Raw genomic sequence first — 20,625 nt, forward strand, 5'->3', positions numbered from 1 at the left:
GGAAGTTCGACGCCGATCCAGTGGTTTGTCGCACGCGAGGCGCGTCGATACGATCGCGCCCTTCGCAACTCCAGCACGCAATGAATGGCCTCTCCGATCAATTCTTCCCTGCTGCCCGCGCCATCGAAAAACACCCGTTGGCAGCAGCGCAGCCGGCAACATGTGTGGCATCCCTGCACGCAGAGCATCCGGCTCGAAGCGGTGCCGCCGCTGCCCATCGCAAGGGGCAAGGGCGTGTGGCTGTTCGATCATGACGGACGTCGCTACCTCGACGCGACGAGTTCGTGGTGGGTCAACCTGTTCGGTCACGCCCATCCTGCCATCAATGCTGCGTTGAAGGACCAGATCGATACGCTCTCGCATGTGATGCTCGCGGGCTGCACGCACGCGCCGGCCGTCGAGTTGGCCGAACGGCTGGCCGCGCTCAGCGGAAATGCGCTGGGCCACTGCTTCTATGCATCGGATGGGGCCTCTGCCGTGGAGATCGCCTTGAAGATGAGCTACCACGCGTGGCGCAACGCGGGCCGCAGCGGCAAGCAGCGTTTCGTCGCAGTGCGGCAGGGCTACCACGGCGAAACGCTGGGCGCACTGCATGTCACTGACGTACCGGTGTTCCGCGGCGCCTACGGCCCGCTGCTGGCCGACGCACACCACGTTGCATCGCCCGACGCACGGGCCGCCCGAGCCGGTGAGGATTCCGTCGCGGTGGCGCGCCGTGCCGCCGCGGATCTCGAGACGCTGCTCGCGCAGCAGCATGAGTCGATAGCCGCCGTGATCGTCGAGCCGCTGGTGCAATGCGCGGCCGGCATGGCGATGCACGACCCCGAATACCTGCGCCTCGTGCGCGCGCTGTGCGACCGCTACGGCGTGCACCTGATCGCCGATGAGATCGCCGTCGGGTGCGGCCGCACGGGCAGCTTCTTCGCGTGCGAACAGGCCGGCATCTGGCCGGATCTTCTGTGCCTTTCGAAAGGCATCAGCGGTGGCTACCTGCCGCTGGCGCTGGTGATGGCGCGCGACGAAATCTACCAGGGCTTCGTGGACGACGATGTGGCGCGCAGCTTCCTGCATTCGCATTCCTACACTGGCAATGCGCTGGCCTGCCGCACTGCGCTCGCAACGCTGGACCTGTTCGAGCAGGAGGACGCGCTACGGCGCAACCGCGGCCGTGCAGAACGGATGAACGCGCGCCTGCGCGAGGCTCTGCGGGGCATGCCTGTCGATCACCTGCGCCAGCGCGGGATGATCGCCGCCTTCGATGTGCGTGCGCCCGGATCCCGCTTCGCCGAACGTTTCCACCTGGCTGCCAGGGCGAACGGACTGCTGATGCGCCCGATCGGCGCGACGGTCTACCTCATGCCGCCGTATGCGATCGGCGAGAGCGAGATCGACCTGCTCGTCGACGGAACGATCGCCACGCTGAAGGACGTGGCCGCCTCCACCCGCACGCAAGGAGAAGGCGATGTCGCGCTTGCTTGACCGCCTGCAGCACGAGATCGCAGCCCTCGACGCGCAGTCGCTGCGCCGCTTCCGGCAGATCGCCGAGACAGCCTGCGCACCCGGGCAGTCGCTCACGCTTGCCGGTTCGGCCGCGCAGCGCGCGATGCTTTGCTTCAGCAGCAACGATTACCTGGGCCTCGCCGCGCATCCGGCGCTGGCCGCTGCGATGGCAGAAGGCGCGGCGCGCTACGGCACGGGCAGCGGTGGCTCGCACCTCGTCCTGGGCCACTCGCGCGCGCATGCCGAACTCGAGGATCGGCTGGCTTCCTGGATGGCCCCGTACATTCCGAAGGCGCAGAGCCTGTTCTTCTGCACGGGCTACATGGCGAACCTTGCTGTTCTCTCGGCGCTCGGCGGTGCGGAGGCCGTGATCTTCTCCGAGTCGCTCAACCATGCGTCGCTGATCGATGGTGCGCGGCTGGCCAAGGCGCGCGTCGAGCGCTACCCGCACCGCGGAGTTGCCGCGCTCGACGCACAGCTCGGCGCCTGCAACGCGCCCGTCAAGCTGATCGTGAGCGATGCCGTCTTCAGCATGGACGGCGACATCTCGCCGGTGGCCGAACTGCTCGCGCTGGCGGAACGCCACGACGCGTGGCTCGTGCTCGACGACGCCCACGGCTTCGGCGTGCTCGGCGCCACCGGCCGTGGCGTGCTGCAAGCTGCGGCGCTGCGTTCGGAACGGCTGGTGCTGGTCGGCACGCTTGGCAAGGCGGCCGGCGTGTCGGGGGCGTTCGTGGCGGCGCATCGCACCGTCATCGACTACCTCGTGCAGCGGGCGAGGCCCTACATCTTCAGCACCGCCGCGCCGCCGGCCATCGCGCATGCGCTGCTGGCGAGCCTTGCGACGATCGAGGGTCCCGAAGGGAGCCTGCGCCGCTCGCGTCTCGAAGAGAGGATCGTGCAACTGCGGCGGGGGCTCCGGGCCATGCTGCCGCCCGACGGCAGCGCCTGGCTGCCGGATTCGCCCACGGCGATCCAGCCTTTGATCGTCGGCGACAACGCACGTGCGATGCAGTTGATGGCACACCTCGACGCCAGCGGCTTGCGCGTCGGCGCGATCCGCCCGCCGACAGTTCCTCCGGGCACCGCGCGGTTGAGGATCACGCTGTCGGCCAGCCACAGCGAGGCCGACGTGGACCGGCTGGTCGACGCTGTGGGCAAGGCCTTGGCGAAGCCCTGGAGGGACGCCGCATGATGCCGCTGCGCTGGTTTGTCACGGGCACCGACACGGGCGTGGGCAAGACGCTGGTGAGCAGCGCGATACTGAGCCTGCTGGCCGCATCGGGGATGAAGGCAGTCGGAATGAAGCCGGTGGCCGCCGGCCTGAGCTTCGTCGAGGGTGAATGGCGCAACGACGACGTCGAGCAGTTGCGCGCGGCTGGCAATGCCGACGCGCCGCTGGCGCTGCGCTGTCCCTACCTCCTGCGCGCGCCGATGGCCCCGCACCTCGCTGCAGCCGAAGAGGGCGTGCGCATCGAGTTGCCGCCTTTGCTGTCGGCCTTCGCGGCACTGACGCGGCGCGCCGAGGCGGTCGTGGTCGAAGGCGTGGGCGGTTTCCGCGTGCCGTTGGGCGACGATTTCGACAGCGCCGACCTGGCCGTCGCATTGGGCCTGCCGGTGATCCTCGTGGTGGGGATGCGCCTGGGCTGCCTCAACCATGCGCTGTTGACGGCCGAGGCCATCCGGACGCGCGGCCTCTTGCTGGCGGGGTGGGTCGCAAGCAGCATCGATCCCGCGATGCTCGCGCCCGAAGCCAACCTACAGACACTGCGCGCCGCGCTCGGCGCGCCCCTGCTCGGCGTCGTGCCATACCTGGCCGAGCCCGACCCGGCCAGCGCCGCGCGGCACCTCGACCTGCGGGCCTTGCGCGCCATTGCGGCGCATGCCGCATCGCGGCCCGCTGCGACATGCTGAATCGCCCGGCGCTTCAGGTTGGCTCGAGGACATCGTCAACGTGTCAGGAATTGAAGAGGCACCATCACGATCTGCGGAAAGAGCACCAGCAGCAGCAGCACGCCCAGCTGCGCCAGCAGATAAGGCAGCACCGCGCGGATCACCGGCTCCATTCGCACCCTGGCGACCCCGCAGACCACGTTGAGCACGGTGCCCACGGGCGGGGTGATCAGGCCTATGGCGTTGTTCATGATGAACAGCACGCCGAAGTAGACGGGGTCGATCCCGGCCATCTTCACGATCGGCATGAGCACCGGAACCATGATCAGGATCGTGGGCGCGAAGTCCAGCGCGGTTCCCACCACGAAAACCAGCACCAGGATGACCAGCAACAGCAGCGTCGGGCTGTCCACCAGCGGCTGCAACAGGTCCGCGACCACCATGGGGATGCTCGCCGCGGCAATCAGCCAGGCCGAGACCTGCGCCGCGGCGACGAGGAACATCACGACCGCCGAGGTCTTGCCGGCCGCCAGCAGCAAGGCGTACAGCTGCGCGACCTTCAGCTCCCGGTAGACGACGAAGCCCACGAACAGTGCGTAGAACACGGCAATGACGGCGGCCTCGGTCGGCGTGAAGTAGCCGGCCTTCAGGCCGCCCACGATGATGATCGGCAGCAGCAAGGCCCAGAGGCCCGCAAAGGTGGCTTGCCAACGCGCGCGCAGCGGCATCTTCTCGCCGCGCGGCATGTCGCCGCGCCTGGCCTGGAAGGCCCAGGTCAGCACCAGCGCCACGGCCATCAGCAAGCCGGGCACGATACCGGCAATGAACAGCTTGGTGATGGAGATGTTTCCCACGACGCCGAGCATGACGAAGCCGATGGACGGCGGGATGATCGGCGCGATGATGCCGCCCGAGGCGATCAGGCCCGAGGCACGCGGGATGTCGTAGCCGGCCTTGCGCATCATGGGGATCAACAGCGCCGCCACCGCTGCCGTGTCGGCGATCGCCGAGCCGGACAGCGACGCCATCAGCACGCATGCGAAGACGGCCACATACCCCAGGCCGCCCTTGAAGTGGCCGACCCATGCGCTGGCCACGTTCACGATGCGCCTGCTGATGCCGCCGGCGTTCATCAGCTCACCCGCAAGCACGAAGAACGGAATGGCCATGAGAGGAAAGCTGTCGGCGCCGGACAACATGTTCTGCGCCATGATCTGCGCATCGAAGAAGTCCATGTACAGCATCATGGCCATGCTGCAGGCCATCAGCGCAAAGGCAATCGGCACGCCCAGCGCCATGGCGGCGAGCAGCGCAACAACGAAGATGGTGACGATCATGGCTGTGCGTCCTCAGTCCGTGCTGCCGGTCTGCAACAGTGCCTGCGCGCTGGTCTTTCCGAGCAGCAGGCGCACCATGTTGGCCAACGCCATGATGGCAATGGACGCTGCGCACAGGTAGGCCACCGAATACACCACGGCCAGGGAGATGCCGGTCACCAGGCCGATGTTGGCGGCGTTGAGCGCGTACTGCCTGATCAGGCCCCACAGCAGGACGGCGCAGCACCCGAACACCAGGCCCTGGGCCAGCACCACGGCCACGAACTGCGCCTTGCCGGTCAGCCGGCGGACCACCATGTCCACGCCCATGTGGCCGCCTTCGCGCATCGCGAGGATGGCGCCCAGGAAGGTGAGCCAGATGAACATGAAGCGCGACAGTTCTTCGGAGACGTTGATTCCCGAATCGAAGAAGTGGCGCAGCAGCACGTTCCCGAACACCATCAGGCACATCGCGGCCAGGCACAGGACCATCACCAGTTCCAGCGCCTTGAAATACCAGTGGATCAGTCGTTTCATTGCTGTCTGTGCACGTTCAAGAAGACGGGGCAGCCACGGGCTCGGCCCCGGAGAAGATCTTTCCGGGGTTCATGATGTTGTGCGGGTCCATGGTGCGCTTGATCTGCCGCATGAGATCGACCGGGGCGCTGCCCAGTTCGTCGAGCAGGAAGCCTTGCTTGTGCAGGCCGATCCCATGCTCGCCGGTGCAGGTGCCGTCCATGGCCAGGGCGCGCGCCACCAGGCGTGCGTTGAGGTGTTCGGCCTGGTCGAGTTCGGCCTGGGAGGCGCCGTCGACCAGCATCTGCACATGGAAGTTGCCGTCGCCCACATGGCCCACGATGGGCGCGAGCATGCCGCTGCGCTGAAGGTCGTGCGCGGTCTCGGTCACGCAGGCGGCCAGATGCGAGATCGGCACGCACACGTCGGTGACCACCGAGCGGCTGCCCGGACGCAGTTGCAGCGCGGCGAAATAGATGTTGTGCCGAGCCTCCCAGAGCCGGCTTCGTTCCTCGGGGCTGCTGGCCCACTGGAACTGCGCACCGCCACCGTCCGTTGCAATGCTCTGCACCACGTCGACCTGCTCGCGCACGCCCGCTTCGCTGCCGTGGAATTCGAAGAACAGATGGGGCTGTTCGGGCAGCCCGGTCTTGCTGTACAGGTTGAGCGCCTTGATGGCCACGCCATCTGCAAACTCGCAACGCGCGATGGGCACGCCCATCTGGATGATCAGGGCCACGGCTTCCACCGCCGCGTGGATGTCCGCGAAGGCGCATACCGCCGCCATGATGCTCTCGGGCTGGGGATAGAGCCTGACGGTGGCCTCGACCAGCACGCCGAGCGTGCCTTCGGAGCCGACGAACAGCCGTGTCAGGTCGTAGCCGGCAGCCGATTTCCTGGCCCGGCGTGCGGTCTTGATGACCGCGCCATCGGCCGTGACGGCGGTGAGGTTGAGCACGTTCTCGCGCATCGTGCCGTAGCGCACCGCATTGGTTCCCGACGCGCGCGTTGCGCACATCCCGCCGAAGCTCGCATCGGCGCCGGGGTCCACGGGAAAGAACAGGCCGGTGTCGCGAAGCAGCGCATTGAGCGCCTTGCGCGTCACACCGGGTTGCACGGTGGCGGTCTGGTCCTGCGCATGGATTGCCAGCACCTGGTCCATCTGCTGCAGATTCAATGTCACACCCCCCTGCGCGGCCAGCGTGTGCCCCTCGAGCGAGGACCCCGCGCCGTACGGCACCAGGGGCACGCGATGCACGCGGCACAGGTTGACGATGGCCACCACTTCCTGCGTGGTGCGTGCGAATGCGACCGCATCGGGCGGCATGGCCGGCAGGACCGATTCATCGCGGCCATGGTGCGCGCGCACGGCGGCGCTGGTGGACAGGCGATCGCCCAGCAGCTGGCTCAGGTTCTCGAGAAAGAAGGCAGGCAGTGGAGGGCGGGAATTCACAGTGGAGCGGGAACGTTATTGGGCGGCGCGAACGCGGGCGATCTCGCTGCGAACCAGGGTCATGAACTCGGGCCCGATCTTCTCCAGGTGCGGCGCGATGGCCGGCGGCACGCGGTCGCGGATGGCCTGCAGATCGGCGGCGGAGAACTGGGTCACCTGCATGCCCTTGTCCTTCATGCCCTGCAGCGCGCTGCTGGCCTCGGCGGCCGTGGTCTTGCGCTGGAATGCGGTGGCCCTGGCGGCGGCGGTGGTCATCATCTGCTTCTCGGTGGCCGAAAGGCTGTCCCAGAATTTCTTGGACACCGCAAAGATCAGCGGCGAGTAGACGTGGCCCGACAGCGTCATGTACTTCTGCACTTCGTAGAAGCGCTGGGTGTACATCAGCACGACGGGATTCTCTTGCCCGTCGAACGCCCGCGTTTCCAGTGCCACGAAGAGTTCCGACCACGGCAGCGGCGACGCATTGGCGCCGATCGCCTTGAAGGCGTCCAGCGTGAGCGGGTTGGGCTGGGTGCGCAGCTTCAGCCCCTTGAGGTCGTCCAGGGTATTGACCGGGCGCTTCGAATTGGTGATGTGCCGAAAACCGTTCTCCCACCAGCCCAAGACATGGATGCCGACACCGGCGAGCTTGTCGTTCAGGTGCTTGCCGACCGGCCCGTCGAAGACGGCGTGGGCTTCGGCTTCGGTGTTGAACAGGAACGGAACGTCCTGGAACCCCAGCTCCTTGACCTGGCCCAGCAGCGCCAGCGCGCTGCCGGTGTAGAACTCCTGCACGCCGCCCTGCAGCGCACCCAGCATCTGCGGGTCGGGCCCCAGCGCCTGGTTGGCGATGACGGCGGTCTTCATCTTGCCGCCGGTCGCTTTTTCCATCTCGGCCGAGAACATCCGGGCCGCCTGCCCCGCCGGGTGCGCGTCGGCCATGCCGTGGCCGAAACGCGCGGTGCGCGCCTTGATGTCCTGCGCACCCGCGCTCCATGGCGCCAGCACCGCGAGCGTGCTGAAAGCTGCAGTGGAAATAAATCGGGACCAGTTCATGGTGTCTCCTCAGTGGTTGACGGGCGGGTGGGACGCGGGCCTGCTCTGCACGCGATTGCGCAGAAGGCCGATGCCTTCGATCTCGACCTCGCAGACGTCGCCAGGCCTCATGTAGAGCTTCGGCTCGCGCGCATGCCCGATGCCCGAGGGGGTTCCGGCGACGATGAGATCGCCCACTTCGAGGGTGATGGCTTCGCTGATCGTGACGATCAGCGATTCCACGTCGAACACCATGTCGCTGGTGTTGGCCGATTGCACGGTCTGCCCGTTCAGTCGCGTCTCCAGCAGCAGGCCGCGGGCGCCCGGCGGCAGTTCGTCGGCCGTGACCAGCCAGGGTCCGAAAGCGCCGGTGCCGTCGAAATTCTTGCCGACCATCCATTGCGGCGACTTGAACTGGTACTCGCGCACGCTGCCGTCGTTGAACACCGAATACGCCAGCACGTGCGACAGTGCCTGCTCGCGCGTGATGCACGCACCTGCCTTGCCGATCACCACGACCAGTTCGCCTTCGTAGTCCAGCGTGTCCGAGAGCGCGCTGTGCAACATGGGTGCGTCATGCGCGACCAAGCTGGTGGTGAAGCGGGAAAAGAGCGTGGGGTAGTCGGGTTGTACAAAGCCGCTTTCTTCCGAGTGGTCTCGGTAATTCAGCCCGACACAGATGATCTTGGCGGGACGACCGAGCGGGGCCAGCAATTGCACCTGCGCCAGGTCCAGCGCAGGCTGTTGGCGCATCACGGATGCTGCGGCATCGAGCGCCGGCCGGCCCTGGCGGATCAGGTCGTCGAGTGCGCCCGGATACGCGAGGGCGTTTTGCGTCGTGCCGTGCCATGCGTCGCCAGCCGCGTCGTGGACCGCCCAGCCTTCGCGTCCTTCCGACAGAAAACGCAGCAATTTCATGTGTCTCTTTCCTTTGAATGACCTGAACTTTGTTTTCATCAGGTGATATGTATAATTTAGCTAACAATATATTATTCGGCAGCTAGTACATACCCGGATAAAATTTCAGAGCCATGCTGCCTACCGCCAAACCCACGCAGGCCGAGACGGTCTGTCGCCTGATACGCGCCGAGATCCTCGACGGCCAGTTGCCTGCCGGGGCAAAGCTGAACATCGGCGCACTGGAGAAGCGCTTCGAGGTCAGCCTCGGGGCCATTCGGGAGGCTTTGTCTCGCCTGAGTGCGGAGGGCATGGTGATCGCCGAGTCCCATCGCGGCTATCGGGTCAGTCCGGTCAGCCGCGAAGAACTGCTGGACATCACCCGCACCCGCGTCGAGATCGAGTCGTTGTGCCTCGCGCAGGCGATGAGGCTGGGCGACGTCGAATGGGAATCGCGCATCGTCGCTGCCGCCCATCGCATGGAACGGCTGCAGGACTCGCCAGCCGACGCGGAAACGCGGGTCACCGACGTCTGGAGCCATTCGCACAAGGAATTTCATGAAGCGCTGGTCAGCGCGTGCCCCAGCCCCTGGCTGCTGCGGCTGCGCAAATTGCTGCACGAGCAGAGCGAGCGCTATCGCCGCCTTTCGGCCCCTCTGGAAACCGACACCCGCGATGTGCGCGGTGAGCACCGCCGCCTGACCGAGGCGGTGCTGAAGCGTGACGAAAAAGCGGCCCTCAAAGAGCTGGAACAGCATTTCCTTGCAACGGCCGAGATCATCTTGCGATCGCCTCTGCTTGCAGCACCCCAGAGCCGTCCGTCGTCTTCACGTGCTTCTTCTGCGCCGCAATAGAAGCGTGCCAGGTCCGCCTCGTCGAGATCACGCCTTCGCAGCGGGCTTGAAGATGTGAATGGTCTCGCCGCGCGCGAGCTTCTCCACGAGCTGGGCGATGCGTCGGGCGCGCGTCTCGGGCTTCACGGCAGTCTGTATGCGCCACAGCACCGCGTAGCGATTGGCCGCATTGATCGTTGCAAAGAAGGCCTTGGCGCTCGGCTCGGCTTCGAGCGCCGCCAGCAGGTCCTCCGGCACGGTGGACGTGCGCGCGCCGTCGTAGGCCCGCGCCCATCGTCCGTCGGTCTTGGCGGCCTCGATCTGCGCATGGCCCGACGCCTGCATGCGGCCCGCCTCGATGAGCGCGGCGACCTTGTCGACGTTGATCTTCGACCAGACGCTGCGCGCGCGCCGCGGCGTGAAGCGCTGCAGAAAGTGCTGGTCATCGAGCCCTTTCTTCTGGCCGTCGATCCAGCCCCAGCAGAGCGCGATCTCCACCGCCTCGGGGTAGGTGACGCTGGGCTCATCGGCGCCTCGCTTGGCGATCTTGAGCCAGAGGCCGTCGGAGGTGGCGTGGTTCTTCTTCAGCCAGGTCTCGAAGGCCTTGGCGTTCTTGAACAAGGTCGGGGAGGCGTCGGGTTGGATGGCGGGTTTGGCGGCGGGCATCGCGTGGAGTGTGCCGCAGCGAGCGAGCCGACACGCGGTTGACATCGACGCCGGCCAGGCTTACGCCTTTTCACGTTTCGAGACCACGAAGATGCCCGACATTGTTCCTCTCGACCTTCCGGGTCGTCGTCGATTTTTGCGCTTGTCGCTCGCGAGCGGTGGCGGCGTGTCCGTCGCCAGCTTCGTTGCAGCCTGCGGGGGCGGCAGTGACCGGATCGTTCCCGTATTGGGGGCGGCACAACCCCCTGTCCCTGCGCCCGCACCAGAACCTGCACCGACGCCTGCACCCGAACCCGCACCGGCGCCGTCCGAGCCGCCCCGTTCGACGAGCCCGTTCGAAGCCATGTCCGAACTGCAGCCCGCCGATGCCAATGGCGTGATGCTGCCCCAGGGTTTCAGCTCGCGCATCGTGGCGCGATCGGGCCAGCCCCCGTTGCCGGGCAGGCCGGCCTGGCACGGCGCTCCGGATGGCGGGGCGTGTTTCGCCGCTGCAGATGGCGGCTGGGTCTACGTCAGCAATTCCGAACTGGCCCTGGACGCCGACATGAAGCCTGCCGGTGGCGCTGGTGCGCTGCGCTTCAGCAAGGATGGCGAACTGATCGACAGCTACCCGATCCTCAAGAACACCGGAGGCAATTGCGCTGGCGGAAGCACGCCATGGGGCACCTGGCTGTCCTGCGAGGAGTTCGAGCTGGCCCCGAACGATCCGCTGGTCGCGTTGATCGGCCGAAGCGCCGGCCTGGTGTGGGAGTGCGATCCGTTCACGCCGTGGGTCGACGGCCAGACGGGACGAAGCTTCCCCGCGCTGGGCCGCTTCTCGCACGAGGCGGTGAGTGTCGATCCATTCAACCGCGTCCTCTACCTGACCGAGGATTCCAGTGGTGGCCGCATCTATCGCTTCGTCTGCGATGCGACCGACTGGCCGGAGGGGCTGGACCGGCCGCGCTTGCAGAACGGCAAGCTGCAGGTGTTGCAGCTTCGCGGCCTGCCTGCAAACGCCGAGGTGATCGCCGCCGCAGCAACGGCTGGGCTCGACATCGACAAGCCATGCGCAGTCGACTGGGTCGATGCCCTCCATCCCGAGCAGGGCCAAGGCTACGTCCGCCTCGCGGTGGCGCCCGCGGAAGGCGTCGTCCCGCCGGGCACCTTCTTTCCGAAATGCGAGGGGACCTGGTACTTCAACGGCATCGTCTACTTCGCTACCCAGAGCAACCACCGCATCTGGGCTTTCGACGTCGCGAACCAGACGATCGAGGTCATCTACGACGGCAACAAGAACTCGGTCGACCCGGTCACTTTCGCCGTCAACCGGCCTGACAACATCACGATCACCGCGCTCGGCGAAATCATTGCCACCGAGGATGGCGGCAACCTGGAAGTCGGCATCGTGCGTGCCGACCGCAGTGCCCAGGTGATCGCGCGCCTGGTCGGACACAACGCAAGCGAAACCACCGGGCCGGCCCTCTCTCCGGATGGGACGCGCCTGTATTTCAGCTCGCAGCGCGGCACGACGGGCAGATCCGAGGATGGCATCACTTTCGAGATTGCCTTGCCCCGCCCGGCGCGGTGACGACGCCAAGGTGAAGAGTCTGCTCAAGGCCTCCCGATCGGGAGGCCTTTTTTCTTGATGAAGTTTTCGTGACAAACCGCAGTCGTTGCGTACGCCACGCGTCTAGGTAACCGTACGCAGCAGCGACATCGAGGCTCTCCATCATGAGCCGCTGCAAGCGAGCTTCATCCTTGAGAACCGAGCTGTAAATGCATGACATGAAGAAGAGCCGGCCACCGCTGTGCTGGAAAGCGGTGTGGCTGGCAGTGATGGCGCTGGGCAGTCCGGCGGCGGCCCTGGCCCAGGAGGCCGCGGCCCCCGCAGAACCCGCCCGCAAGGTCGACATCGCCGAGTACATCGTGCGCGGCAACACCGTGCTCGATGCGCGCGCCATCGAAAAGGCGGTCACGCCCTTCCTCGGGCCCGAGCGCACGCTCAAGGATGTGGAAGCGGCGCGCGACGCGCTGCTCGCGGCCTACCAGGCAGCGGGCTACCAGTCGGTGTACGTCGACCTGCCCGAGCAGCAGGTGACCCAGGGCGTGGTGTTCCTGCAGGTCAACGAGACCCGCGTGGGCCGCGTGCGCGTGGTGGGCGCCGAATACAACTCGCCGCTCGACGTGCGCGACCAGGTGCCGGCGCTGAAGGAGGGCGGCGTGCCCGACTTCAACCAGGCGCAGGCCGAGCTCGCAGCGCTCAACCGCGGCCCGAAGCGGCAGGTGATGCCGCTGGTGCGCCAGGGTGCGATGCCGGGCACGATGGACGTCGACCTCAAGGTCCAGGACTCGAGCCCATGGCGCGGCAGCGTCGGCCTCAACAACGACTACAGCGCCGACACGCGCAAGCTGCGCGCGACGGCCTCTCTGGGCCACGACAACCTCTGGCAGCTGGGCCACAGCGCCTCGCTGAGCTTCTTCGGCGCGCCGCAGGACCTGAGCCAGACCCAGGTGTTCTCGGCCTCGTATGCGGCGCCCATCTCGGGCACCGCGTGGAGCGTGGAGGCCACCGCCTTCGTGTCCGACAGCAACGTGGCCACCGTGGGCGGCACCGACGTGCTCGGCAAGGGCCACTCGATCGGGGTGAAGGCGACCTACACCGTGCCGAACGCGGGCAACTGGTGGCACGCGTTCAGCGTGGGCATCGACTTCAAGAACAACAAGGAGGCGCTGAGCCTGAACGGCACGGCCGACACCGTGCCGCTCAAGTACGCGCCGGTCACGCTGTCGTACACGGGCTTCCGGCAGTCGGACAAGAGCCAGCTCGGCGTGGGCGTCTCGCTGGTGGCGGGCACCAGCAGTTCGTTCAACTACGGCAGCGACTGGGCCGCGTTCGACTACAAGCGCTACAAGGCCTCGCCGAGCTTCATGGTGCTGAAGGCCGACCTCAACGGCACGCACACTTTCGGCGGCGGCCAGCAGTTGGCCTTCCGCTTCAACGGGCAGATGACCGACTCGCCGCTGGTGTCGAGCGAGCAGATCGCCGGCGGCGGCATGAACTCGGTGCGCGGCTATCTCTCGGCCGAAGCCACCGGCGACTACGGCGTGGTCGGCTCGGTCGAGCTGCGCAGCCAGCCGCTGACCTTCCTGGGCAGCACGGTCGAGAACTGGCGCGTGTATGCCTTCGCCGATGCGGCGCGGCTGCGCCTGAAGAGCCCGCTGCCTGAGCAGGACGAGCGCTTCTCGCTGTATTCGGTGGGCCTGGGCACCACCTTCAAGGTGGGCACGTACCTGTCGGGTCGCGTCGACATCGGCTACCCGCTGGTCGACGGCCCGCGCACCCAGAAGCACGACACGCGCGTGAATTTCAGCCTCACCGCGAGCTATTGAAGCGCACGGCTTTCATCCGCCTTCTTTCCTTCGCTCATTCCTTTCCTTCTTTCTTGTCTCTCTCTACGAGCTTTCCGGAGAACCCTGTCATGCGACGCATTCTTTTCATCGTGCTCACCCTGCTGAGCACGCTCTTGCCGGGCCTGGCCCACGCCTGGTGGCAGGCCGAATGGGCCTACCGCAAACCCGTCACCATCGACGGCGGCCCGCAGGCCGGCGCGATCGGCAGCGATGCCGGCCGCGCGCCGGTGCTGGTTCGCCTGCACACGGGCAACTTCAAGTTCGAGGGCGTGAGCGAGACGGGCGCCGACCTGCGCTTCGTGGCGGGTGACGACAAGACCGTGCTGAACCACCAGATCGAGCAGTTCGATCCGCTGCTGGGCATGGCGCTGATCTGGGTCGACGTGCCCAACGTCTCGGCCGGCACGCCGCAGAAGCTGTGGATGTACTACGGCAACCCGAAGGCGCCCGCATCGGGCAACGGCCAGCGCAGCTTCGACCCCGACTACACGCTGGTCTACCACTTCGCCGAGGCGGCCGTGCCGCCGCGCGACACCACCGCCTACGGCAACCACGGCCAGACCGCGGCCGTGCCGGTCGAAGGCACGGTCATCGGCAAGGGCGCGCAACTGGGCAGCGGCCCGCTGATGCTGCCCGCAACGCCGTCGCTCACCGTGGCGGCCGGCGGTGCGCTGACCTTCTCGGCCTGGGTCCGGCCCGATTCGCTCGGCGCCAGCCAGGCGATCTATGCGCGCCGCGACGGCGCGGGCGAGTTCGTGGTGGGCATCGACCAGGGCGTGCCCTTCGTGCAGGTCAACGGCCAGCGCAGCACGCCGGGCCAGCCGATCCAGGCCGGCCAGTGGTCGCACCTCGCGGTCAAGGCCGAGGGCGAGAGCGTGGCGCTGTACGTGGGCGGCCGTCCGACGGTGACGCTGGCGGCCAGACTGCCGGCGTTGAACAGCGCGGCCGCGCTCGGCAGCGACGCACCGGGCAGCCTGCCGGTTGCGGCTGGCGCGCAGCCCGCGGCCACCTTCGCGCCCTTCACCGGCGCGGTCGACGAAGTGCGCCTCTCGAAGGTGGCGCGCACCGACGCGCTGCTGCTGGCCGATGCCGTGTCGCAAGGCGCGGAGTCCCGCCTGACGGTGTTCGGTGCCGACGAGCAGCAGGCCGGCAAGAGCCACTTCGGCTACATCCTGGCCGCGATGCCGCTGGACGCCTGGATCGTGGTGGGCCTGCTGGGCCTGATGATGGTGCTGTCGTGGGCCATCATGATCGGCAAGGGCCGCAGCTACGGCGCCACTTCGCGCGCCAACGCGGCCTTCATCGAGCACTTCCGCGAATCCGCCGGTGCCCCGCTCGACCGCCTGGCGGTGAGCAACACCGTGCCCGAGCGCGTGCGCGCCGACTCCTCGCTATGGCGCCTGTACGAAGTGGCCATCGACGAGATGCGCCGCCGCCATGACCGCGGCTACGACCTGAGCGCCGTATCGACCGCCACCATCGGCGCGATCCGCGCCGCCATGGACGGCGTGATGGTGCGCGAGACCGAGCGCATGTCAAAGCGCATGAACTGGCTGTCGACCACCATCGAGGGCGCGCCCTACGTGGGCCTGTTCGGCACCGTGATCGGCATCATGCTGGTGTTCGTGGTGGCGGCGATGGCCGGCGCGGTGGACATCAACTCGGTGGCCCCGGGCATGGCGGCGGCGCTGCTGTGTACCGCGGCCGGCCTGGGCGTCGCGATCCCCGCGCTGTTCGGCTACAACTGGCTGGCCTCGCGCTCCGACGCGATCGGCGCCGACATGGCCGTCTTCGTCGACGAGTTCGTCACGCGCCTGGCCGAAGAGCAGGGCGAGGGCCGCTCGCTGCCCGTGGCCGTGGCCAAGCGCGCCTGAGTCCGCAACGCCATGGCCAACAGTGCAGCCAAGTTCGCCGTGCGCAAGCGCACGGGCGGCATCAACATCACGCCCTTCGTCGACGTGCTGCTGGTGGTGCTGGTGATCTTCATCCTCACCAGCAACGCCAGCATCCCGGGCATCAAGGTCGACCTGCCGAAGGCCAGCGCCTCGGTGGCGCTCGAGAAGCCCAAGACCAAGGCGATCACGATCGACAACGCGGGCAACGTGTTCCTCGACGCCTATCCGGTGACGTTGCCCGAGCTCGAGGAGCGCCTGCGCACCGAGAAGGCGCTGTCGCCGGACTTCCCGGTGATCGTGCGCGGCGATGCCAGCGTGCAGTACGCCAAGGTGGTCGACGTGCTCGACCTGCTGCGCCGCATCGAGCTCAACCAGATCGGCCTCGTGACCGGCAAGCAGAAGTGAGGAGCGGAGCGTGAAACCTCGCGATCCGACCTCCGGCCTCTGGCGCCGCTGGGGCGGCACGGCCATCGGCCTGGCGATCTTCGCCGCGCTGGTGGCGCTGGTGTGGTATCTGCTGTCCGACACCGCGAGCACCAAGCGCGTGGTGGCCGATGCGCCGATGCTGATGCTGCCGCCGCCGCCCCCACCGCCGCCCGAGCCCGAGAAGCTGCCCGAACCCGAGCCGGAAAAGATCAAGCCCGAAGTGGTCGAGCCCGAGCCCAAGCCGGTCGAGCCGCTCGAACCGCCCAAGGACGACGCGCCGCCCAGCCCCTCGAAGGACCTGGGCGACCCGGTGACCATGGACAGCGCGGGCGAAGCCGGCAACGACGCCTTCGGCATCCAGGCCGGCAGCGGCGGCGGCATGAGCGGCACCGGCGCCGGCGGCGGCGGCCTGGGCAGCGGCTCGTATGCGCGCTATGTCTCCAGCCTGCTGCAACAGGCCCTGTCGCGCGATGCGCGCACCCGCCAGCTGGTGTTCGACGACATCCAGATCGACCTGTGGCTCGGCGCCGACGGCCGGACCACGCGGGTCCAGCTGGTGCGCGGCACCGGCACCAGCGACATCGACGAGGCGGTGCTTGCGCTGGTGCGCAACCTCGACCGGCCGGGCGAGACGCCGCCGGCGTCGCTGCGCTTTCCGATGCGCGTGTCCATGAAGGGGCGCCGCCCATGAGCGCGGCGACCTTCCGCGCGGCCCGTGCCGATGCCCTGCCAGTCCCATTCAATCCTGTGAACGAAGCGATGAACCATCTCACCAACATCCAGAGCCGGGGCGCCATGCCGACCCTGCGCAAGTGCGCGCTCGCGGCGGCCGTGGCCTCCGCGTTCGTCTTCGCGGCCGCCGGCGCCCATGCGCAGGCCGCCGCGCCGGCACCCGCCGAGACCACCATGGTCAAGCTGATCCGCGGCCTGATCCAGAGCGGCACGCTCGCCAAGGACGTGGGCGAGGCGCTGCTGGCGCAGGCCCAGACCGAAGCCATGGCCTCGCAGCAGGCGCAGCAGCGCATCGCCGCCTCTGCCACGGCTGCCTCTGCAAGCACCGCCGGCGGGCTGCGGCTCGAAGCCGGCGACGTGCGCGTGCCCTACATCTCGCAGACCGTGCGCGACCAGATCCGCGACGAGGTCAAGACCCAGGTGATGGCCCAGGCCAAGGACGAAGGCTGGGCCGCGCCGAACGAAACCCCCGAGTGGAGCAAGCGCATCCGCCTCGAAGGCGACGTGCGCATTCGCAACGAATCGCGCAGCTACGCGGGCAACAACAGCAACATCGAGATCAACTGGCCCGCGCTCAACGACGGCAGCGGCTACGACGTCAACCCGAACACCAACCTCGCGCTGCCGTCGATCCTCAACACCCGGCAGGACCGCCGCAACCTGTTCCGTGCGCGTGCGCGCCTGGGCGTGCTGGCCGACCTGTCGGAGAACACCAAGGCTGGCGTGCGCCTGGCCTCGGGCAGCGACGAGAGCCCGGTCTCGACCACCCAGACGCTGGGCGGCGGGCTCGGCAAGAAGAGCGTGTGGCTCGACCAGATGTGGATCTCGCACAAGCCGGTCGACTGGCTGACGGTGACGGGCGGGCGCTTCGGCAACCCGTTCATGTCGAGCGACCTGGTGTTCTCGAACGACCTGAACTTCGACGGCATCGCCGCGCAGTTCGACAAGAAACTCGCGTCCAACCCGGACCTGTCGCTGTTCGGCACGCTCGGGCTGATCCCGCTCGAATACTCGTCGGACCATTCGCCGAGCCGCAGCCAGGAAAAGATGGCGAGCGAGAACAAGTGGCTGCTCGGCGCGCAGATCGGCGCCGACTGGAAGATCAACGACGACAACCGCGTGCGCGGCGCGCTCGCGTACTACAACTTCCGCAACATCAGCGGCCAGGTCTCGCAGCCCTGCGCGCTCTACGCCGGCGCCGACGGCTGCAGCACCGACTGGTCGCGCCCGGCCTTCATGCAGAAGGGCAACACGCTCATGCTGCTGCGCGACATCGCGCTCGATCCGCTCAACCCGGCCGGCACGCCGCAGCCGCAGTACGTGGGTCTGGCATCGCGGTTCCGCCTGATCGACCTGAACCTGCGCTGGGACACTGCGGTGGCGGGCAACAACCTGCGCCTGGACGCCAACTTCGTGCGCAACACCGCGTACGACGCGAACGACATCTGGAGCCGTGCGGGCGCGCGCGGCGCCATCGTCAACAACTTCGGCCCCACGGGCGGCACCGCGCAGAGCGACTTCAAGAGCGGCGGCAACGCCTACATGCTGCAGGCCACTTACGGCAAGCCATCGCCGTCGGCGCGCGGCGACTGGAACGTGCTCGCGGGCTACAAGCGCATCGAACCCGACGCCATGCCCGACGGCTACAACGACTCGACCTTCCATGGCGGCGGCACCAATGCCCGCGGCTACTTCCTGGGCGGCTCGTACGCGATCGACAAGAACATGTGGTTCACCGGCCGCTGGATCTCGACCAAGGAAATCTATGGACCGCCGCTGTCGATCGACACCCTGCAGCTCGAATTCAATGCGCGATTCTGAGGAGGCCCCCGTGTCCAGAAAACATCTTTCGGCGCTGGTGCTGGCCGTGCTGACCGCCGCGGCCGGCGTGGCCCACGCACAGCAGGCGCAGGGCCAGAGCATGGAGGAACGGCTGCGCGCCCAATTGCGCGTGACGACCTCACAGCTGCAGCAGGTGCAGAACGAGCTGGCCGCGCTGAAGGCCGGCCAGCTCGCGGGTACCGGTGCCACGGCCGCAGCTGCCGCGCCGGCGCCGGCCGAACTCGAGGCGCTCAAGAAGGAGCTGGCGCAGAGCCAGGCGCAGCTGTCGGCCGAGCGTCATGCGCGCGGCCAGGCCACCGCCGGCACCGAGCAACTGCGCCAGCAGGCGCAGGCCACCAACGAAAAGGCCGCCGCGCAGGTGGCGCAGTACCGCGGCGCCTACGACGAGCTGCTGAAGATGGCGCGCGCCGCCGAGACCGAGCGCCAGCGCCTCGCGGGCGAGGCCGCGATGCAGCGCACCGCGCTCACGCAGTGCGAGGCCAAGAACAAGCAGCTCTATGCGGTGGGGCAGGAGATCCTGCGCGCCTACGAGACCGTCGACCTGGGCAGCGTGCTCGCATCGCGCCAGCCCTTTGCCGCGCAGAGCCGCGTCAAGTTCGAGCAGATCGCGCAGCAGTACGGCGACAAGCTGTACGAAGGCAAGTTCGACGTGCGCGCGGTGAACATGCCCGCGCCCGCGGCTGCCGCTGCCGCCACAACGGCGGCCCCCGCCGCGGGAGACAAGCCATGAAGCGCACCAAGTCGTCGTCCACCGTGTTGGCGCAGGGGCTTCGCGCCGCCGCCGGCGTGGTGCTGGCCTCGTCGATGGGCGTGGCCGCCGCGCAGGCGCCCGCACCGGGTCAGGCCGTGGTCGCGCGCCTGGGCGACGCCACGGTCCGGCAGGACGAGGTCGAGCGGCTGTTGCAGGCGCTGCCCGAGGCCGACCGCACCGCCGTGAAGGTCGACCGCGCGAGCCTCGACGCCTGGCTGCGCCAGCGCCTCGTGAGCGAGGCACTGCTGCGCGACGCGCGCGCCAAGGGCTGGGCCGACCGCCCCGAGGTGAAGGCGCAGATCGATGCCGCCGTGCGCGAGGTCACGTCGCGCATCGTGAGCAGCAGCTACCTCGATTCGGTGAGCCAGGTGCCGGCGGGTTTTCCGTCGGACGCCGAACTGAAGGCTGCGTACGAGCAGGGCAAGGCCAATTTCAACCTGCCCGCCGCCTACCGCGTGGCGCAGATCTACCTGGCCACGCCCGAGCGCGATGCCGCCGCCATGGCCAAGGTGCGCGACACGGCCGCAGCGCTCGCCCGCGAGGCGCGCGCCGGCGATTTTGCCGCCCTGGCGCGCGCGCGCTCGCAGGATCCGCGCAGCGCCGAGCGCGGCGGCGAGGTCGACACCCTGCCGCTCGCGCGCATCCTGCCCGCGTTGCGCGACACCATTGCGAAGCTCAAGGTCGGCGAGGTCAGCGAGCCCGTCGAGGCCGAGGCCGGCTTCCATGTGGTGAAGCTGCTCGGTATCCAGCCCGCGCGCACCGCCACGCTCGACGAGATGACGCCGCAGCTGCGCGCCGCCGTGCGTCAGCAGCGCCAGCAGCAGCTGGTGCAGGCCTTCCTGGCGCAGCTGGCGCCGCCGGCACAGCTGAGCATCGACGCCGCCGCGCTCGACGCGGCACTGAAGAAGACGAACTGAACAACCCAAGCCCAAAGGCTCCTGAATGACCAACAAATCTCTGACGACGAACACCGAAGCGGCCGACAGCGCCGCCGCTGCAACGAACCTCGACCTGCTGCTGGACGCCGTGACGCCCGAGCAGGTGTCCGACGCCATCAAGGCGGCCGGTGCCGCCGTCACCGCCATCGAGCAGGACGGCGTGGTGCGCCTGCACAGCGCGAGCCACGGCATCGGCTTCCAGGTGCTGTGGGGCAACCCCGTCACCACCACGCAGTACGCGGACTTCACGCTGAGCTGCCCGCTGCGCGTGCAGGGCGGCACGCTGCCCGACTCGGTGCCGGCCGCCTGGCACCGCACCAAGCGCTTCGCGCGGGTGGCGCAGCATGGCGACTTCGTGGTGCTGGAGATGGACGTGGTGGTGGCCGGTGGCGTGAGCCCGACCTACCTCGCGTTCGCGATGCGCCTGTGGATGCAGATGATGGGCGAGTTCTTCCTGCACCTGCGCAACCACACGCCGGCGGCCGAGGCGCGCGGGGATGCCGCGAATGCCGAGGCCGCCACGGCGCCCGAAGGCGTGGCCGCCGCTGCCGTGTGATGGG

The 20,625-nt window shown here is 68.0% G+C and carries 19 protein-coding genes; 13 read left to right on the forward strand and 6 right to left on the reverse strand.

What is annotated here, in order from left to right:
* The first annotated feature begins 84 nt into the window (after positions 1–84).
* The 3 genes from bioA to bioD are packed head-to-tail and all read left to right on the forward strand — an operon-like array spanning position 85 to position 3,414.
* Positions 85–1,479: an adenosylmethionine--8-amino-7-oxononanoate transaminase gene (gene bioA, locus AC3A6J_RS13660; protein ID WP_487860485.1), complete on the forward strand. Its 1,395-nt coding sequence runs from the start codon at positions 85–87 to the stop codon at positions 1,477–1,479.
* Entirely contained in the window at positions 1,463–2,695 is a 1,233-nt protein-coding gene (bioF, locus tag AC3A6J_RS13665; RefSeq protein WP_487860486.1) for an 8-amino-7-oxononanoate synthase, read from the forward strand. Before bioA ends, bioF begins: the two co-directional genes overlap by 17 nt.
* The gene (bioD, locus tag AC3A6J_RS13670; protein ID WP_487860487.1) at positions 2,692–3,414 is read left to right on the forward strand and encodes a dethiobiotin synthase; all 723 of its coding nucleotides are present in this window, start codon (positions 2,692–2,694) and stop codon (positions 3,412–3,414) included. The genes bioF and bioD overlap by 4 nt, the downstream gene beginning before the upstream one ends.
* 35 nt (positions 3,415–3,449) lie before the next feature.
* On the opposite strand, the gene AC3A6J_RS13675 is transcribed toward bioD, so the two are convergent.
* Genes AC3A6J_RS13675 through AC3A6J_RS13695 form a run of 5 tightly spaced genes read right to left on the reverse strand, consistent with a single transcriptional unit; the run spans position 3,450 to position 8,610 of the window.
* The gene (locus AC3A6J_RS13675; protein ID WP_487860488.1) at positions 3,450–4,730 is read right to left on the reverse strand and encodes a TRAP transporter large permease subunit; all 1,281 of its coding nucleotides are present in this window, start codon (positions 4,728–4,730) and stop codon (positions 3,450–3,452) included.
* Between the two features lie 12 nt (positions 4,731–4,742).
* Positions 4,743–5,246 (reverse strand): TRAP transporter small permease, encoded by a 504-nt coding sequence (locus tag AC3A6J_RS13680; protein ID WP_487860489.1) that lies wholly within the window; start codon positions 5,244–5,246, stop codon positions 4,743–4,745.
* A gap of 16 nt (positions 5,247–5,262) precedes the next feature.
* Positions 5,263–6,678, reverse strand: a complete 1,416-nt coding sequence (locus AC3A6J_RS13685; protein ID WP_487860490.1) for an FAD-binding oxidoreductase — start codon at positions 6,676–6,678, stop codon at positions 5,263–5,265.
* A 15-nt stretch (positions 6,679–6,693) separates the two neighbouring features.
* Positions 6,694–7,713 carry a TRAP transporter substrate-binding protein gene (locus AC3A6J_RS13690; RefSeq protein WP_487860491.1) on the reverse strand — a complete coding sequence of 340 codons (1,020 nt, stop codon included), beginning with the start codon at positions 7,711–7,713 and terminating at the stop codon, positions 6,694–6,696.
* 9 nt (positions 7,714–7,722) lie between these two features.
* Positions 7,723–8,610: a fumarylacetoacetate hydrolase family protein gene (locus tag AC3A6J_RS13695; RefSeq protein ID WP_487860492.1), complete on the reverse strand. Its 888-nt coding sequence runs from the start codon at positions 8,608–8,610 to the stop codon at positions 7,723–7,725.
* A gap of 113 nt (positions 8,611–8,723) precedes the next feature.
* On the opposite strand from AC3A6J_RS13695, the gene AC3A6J_RS13700 reads away from it, so the two are divergent.
* Positions 8,724–9,443 carry a GntR family transcriptional regulator gene (locus tag AC3A6J_RS13700; protein WP_487860493.1) on the forward strand — a complete coding sequence of 240 codons (720 nt, stop codon included), beginning with the start codon at positions 8,724–8,726 and terminating at the stop codon, positions 9,441–9,443.
* A gap of 27 nt (positions 9,444–9,470) precedes the next feature.
* Here AC3A6J_RS13700 and AC3A6J_RS13705 read toward each other — a convergent pair whose 3' ends face one another.
* Positions 9,471–10,088 (reverse strand): YdeI/OmpD-associated family protein, encoded by a 618-nt coding sequence (locus tag AC3A6J_RS13705; RefSeq protein ID WP_487860494.1) that lies wholly within the window; start codon positions 10,086–10,088, stop codon positions 9,471–9,473.
* Between the two features lie 343 nt (positions 10,089–10,431).
* Here AC3A6J_RS13705 and AC3A6J_RS13710 point away from each other — a divergent pair, with 343 nt between their 5' ends.
* The 9 genes from AC3A6J_RS13710 (at position 10,432) to AC3A6J_RS13750 (ending at position 20,621) form a co-directional block, all read left to right on the forward strand.
* Complete coding sequence (locus AC3A6J_RS13710; RefSeq protein ID WP_487860495.1) at positions 10,432–11,658, forward strand: alkaline phosphatase PhoX; 1,227 nt, start codon at positions 10,432–10,434, stop codon at positions 11,656–11,658.
* A gap of 188 nt (positions 11,659–11,846) precedes the next feature.
* A complete protein-coding gene (locus tag AC3A6J_RS13715; protein WP_487860496.1) occupies positions 11,847–13,460 on the forward strand; it encodes a ShlB/FhaC/HecB family hemolysin secretion/activation protein in 1,614 nt (537 codons plus the stop codon).
* An 89-nt stretch (positions 13,461–13,549) separates the two neighbouring features.
* Positions 13,550–15,355 carry a DUF2341 domain-containing protein gene (locus AC3A6J_RS13720; RefSeq protein WP_487860497.1) on the forward strand — a complete coding sequence of 602 codons (1,806 nt, stop codon included), beginning with the start codon at positions 13,550–13,552 and terminating at the stop codon, positions 15,353–15,355.
* A 12-nt stretch (positions 15,356–15,367) separates the two neighbouring features.
* Positions 15,368–15,781: an ExbD/TolR family protein gene (locus AC3A6J_RS13725; protein WP_337314779.1), complete on the forward strand. Its 414-nt coding sequence runs from the start codon at positions 15,368–15,370 to the stop codon at positions 15,779–15,781.
* A 10-nt stretch (positions 15,782–15,791) separates the two neighbouring features.
* A complete protein-coding gene (locus tag AC3A6J_RS13730) occupies positions 15,792–16,493 on the forward strand; it encodes an energy transducer TonB family protein (RefSeq protein ID WP_487860498.1) in 702 nt (233 codons plus the stop codon).
* Positions 16,490–18,355: a putative porin gene (locus tag AC3A6J_RS13735; RefSeq protein ID WP_487860499.1), complete on the forward strand. Its 1,866-nt coding sequence runs from the start codon at positions 16,490–16,492 to the stop codon at positions 18,353–18,355. Before AC3A6J_RS13730 ends, AC3A6J_RS13735 begins: the two co-directional genes overlap by 4 nt.
* Before the next feature lie 10 nt (positions 18,356–18,365).
* Positions 18,366–19,106: a hypothetical protein gene (locus AC3A6J_RS13740; RefSeq protein ID WP_487860500.1), complete on the forward strand. Its 741-nt coding sequence runs from the start codon at positions 18,366–18,368 to the stop codon at positions 19,104–19,106.
* Positions 19,103–20,044 (forward strand): peptidylprolyl isomerase, encoded by a 942-nt coding sequence (locus AC3A6J_RS13745; RefSeq protein ID WP_487860501.1) that lies wholly within the window; start codon positions 19,103–19,105, stop codon positions 20,042–20,044. The genes AC3A6J_RS13740 and AC3A6J_RS13745 overlap by 4 nt, the downstream gene beginning before the upstream one ends.
* Before the next feature lie 25 nt (positions 20,045–20,069).
* Positions 20,070–20,621, forward strand: coding sequence for a YbjN domain-containing protein (locus tag AC3A6J_RS13750; protein ID WP_487860502.1), 552 nt, complete (start codon positions 20,070–20,072; stop codon positions 20,619–20,621).
* Positions 20,622–20,625: the final 4 nt, after the last annotated feature.

The sequence above is a fragment of the Variovorax sp. Soil_C_39 genome, assembly GCF_057656815.1.

Bases quoted from the DNA above. Each gene is read 5' to 3' on its own strand.
- bioA (WP_487860485.1), top strand. From the start codon at position 85: ATGGCCTCTCCGATCAATTCTTCCCTGCTGCCCGCGCCATCGAAAAAC.
- bioF (WP_487860486.1), top strand. From the start codon at position 1,463: ATGTCGCGCTTGCTTGACCGCCTGCAGCACGAGATCGCAGCCCTCGAC.
- bioD (WP_487860487.1), top strand. From the start codon at position 2,692: ATGATGCCGCTGCGCTGGTTTGTCACGGGCACCGACACGGGCGTGGGC.
- AC3A6J_RS13675 (WP_487860488.1), bottom strand. From the start codon at position 4,730: ATGATCGTCACCATCTTCGTTGTTGCGCTGCTCGCCGCCATGGCGCTG.
- AC3A6J_RS13680 (WP_487860489.1), bottom strand. From the start codon at position 5,246: ATGAAACGACTGATCCACTGGTATTTCAAGGCGCTGGAACTGGTGATG.
- AC3A6J_RS13690 (WP_487860491.1), bottom strand. From the start codon at position 7,713: ATGAACTGGTCCCGATTTATTTCCACTGCAGCTTTCAGCACGCTCGCG.
- AC3A6J_RS13695 (WP_487860492.1), bottom strand. From the start codon at position 8,610: ATGAAATTGCTGCGTTTTCTGTCGGAAGGACGCGAAGGCTGGGCGGTC.
- AC3A6J_RS13700 (WP_487860493.1), top strand. From the start codon at position 8,724: ATGCTGCCTACCGCCAAACCCACGCAGGCCGAGACGGTCTGTCGCCTG.
- AC3A6J_RS13705 (WP_487860494.1), bottom strand. From the start codon at position 10,088: ATGCCCGCCGCCAAACCCGCCATCCAACCCGACGCCTCCCCGACCTTG.
- AC3A6J_RS13710 (WP_487860495.1), top strand. From the start codon at position 10,432: ATGTCCGAACTGCAGCCCGCCGATGCCAATGGCGTGATGCTGCCCCAG.
- AC3A6J_RS13715 (WP_487860496.1), top strand. From the start codon at position 11,847: ATGCATGACATGAAGAAGAGCCGGCCACCGCTGTGCTGGAAAGCGGTG.
- AC3A6J_RS13720 (WP_487860497.1), top strand. From the start codon at position 13,550: ATGCGACGCATTCTTTTCATCGTGCTCACCCTGCTGAGCACGCTCTTG.
- AC3A6J_RS13725 (WP_337314779.1), top strand. From the start codon at position 15,368: ATGGCCAACAGTGCAGCCAAGTTCGCCGTGCGCAAGCGCACGGGCGGC.
- AC3A6J_RS13735 (WP_487860499.1), top strand. From the start codon at position 16,490: ATGAGCGCGGCGACCTTCCGCGCGGCCCGTGCCGATGCCCTGCCAGTC.
- AC3A6J_RS13745 (WP_487860501.1), top strand. From the start codon at position 19,103: ATGAAGCGCACCAAGTCGTCGTCCACCGTGTTGGCGCAGGGGCTTCGC.
- AC3A6J_RS13750 (WP_487860502.1), top strand. From the start codon at position 20,070: ATGACCAACAAATCTCTGACGACGAACACCGAAGCGGCCGACAGCGCC.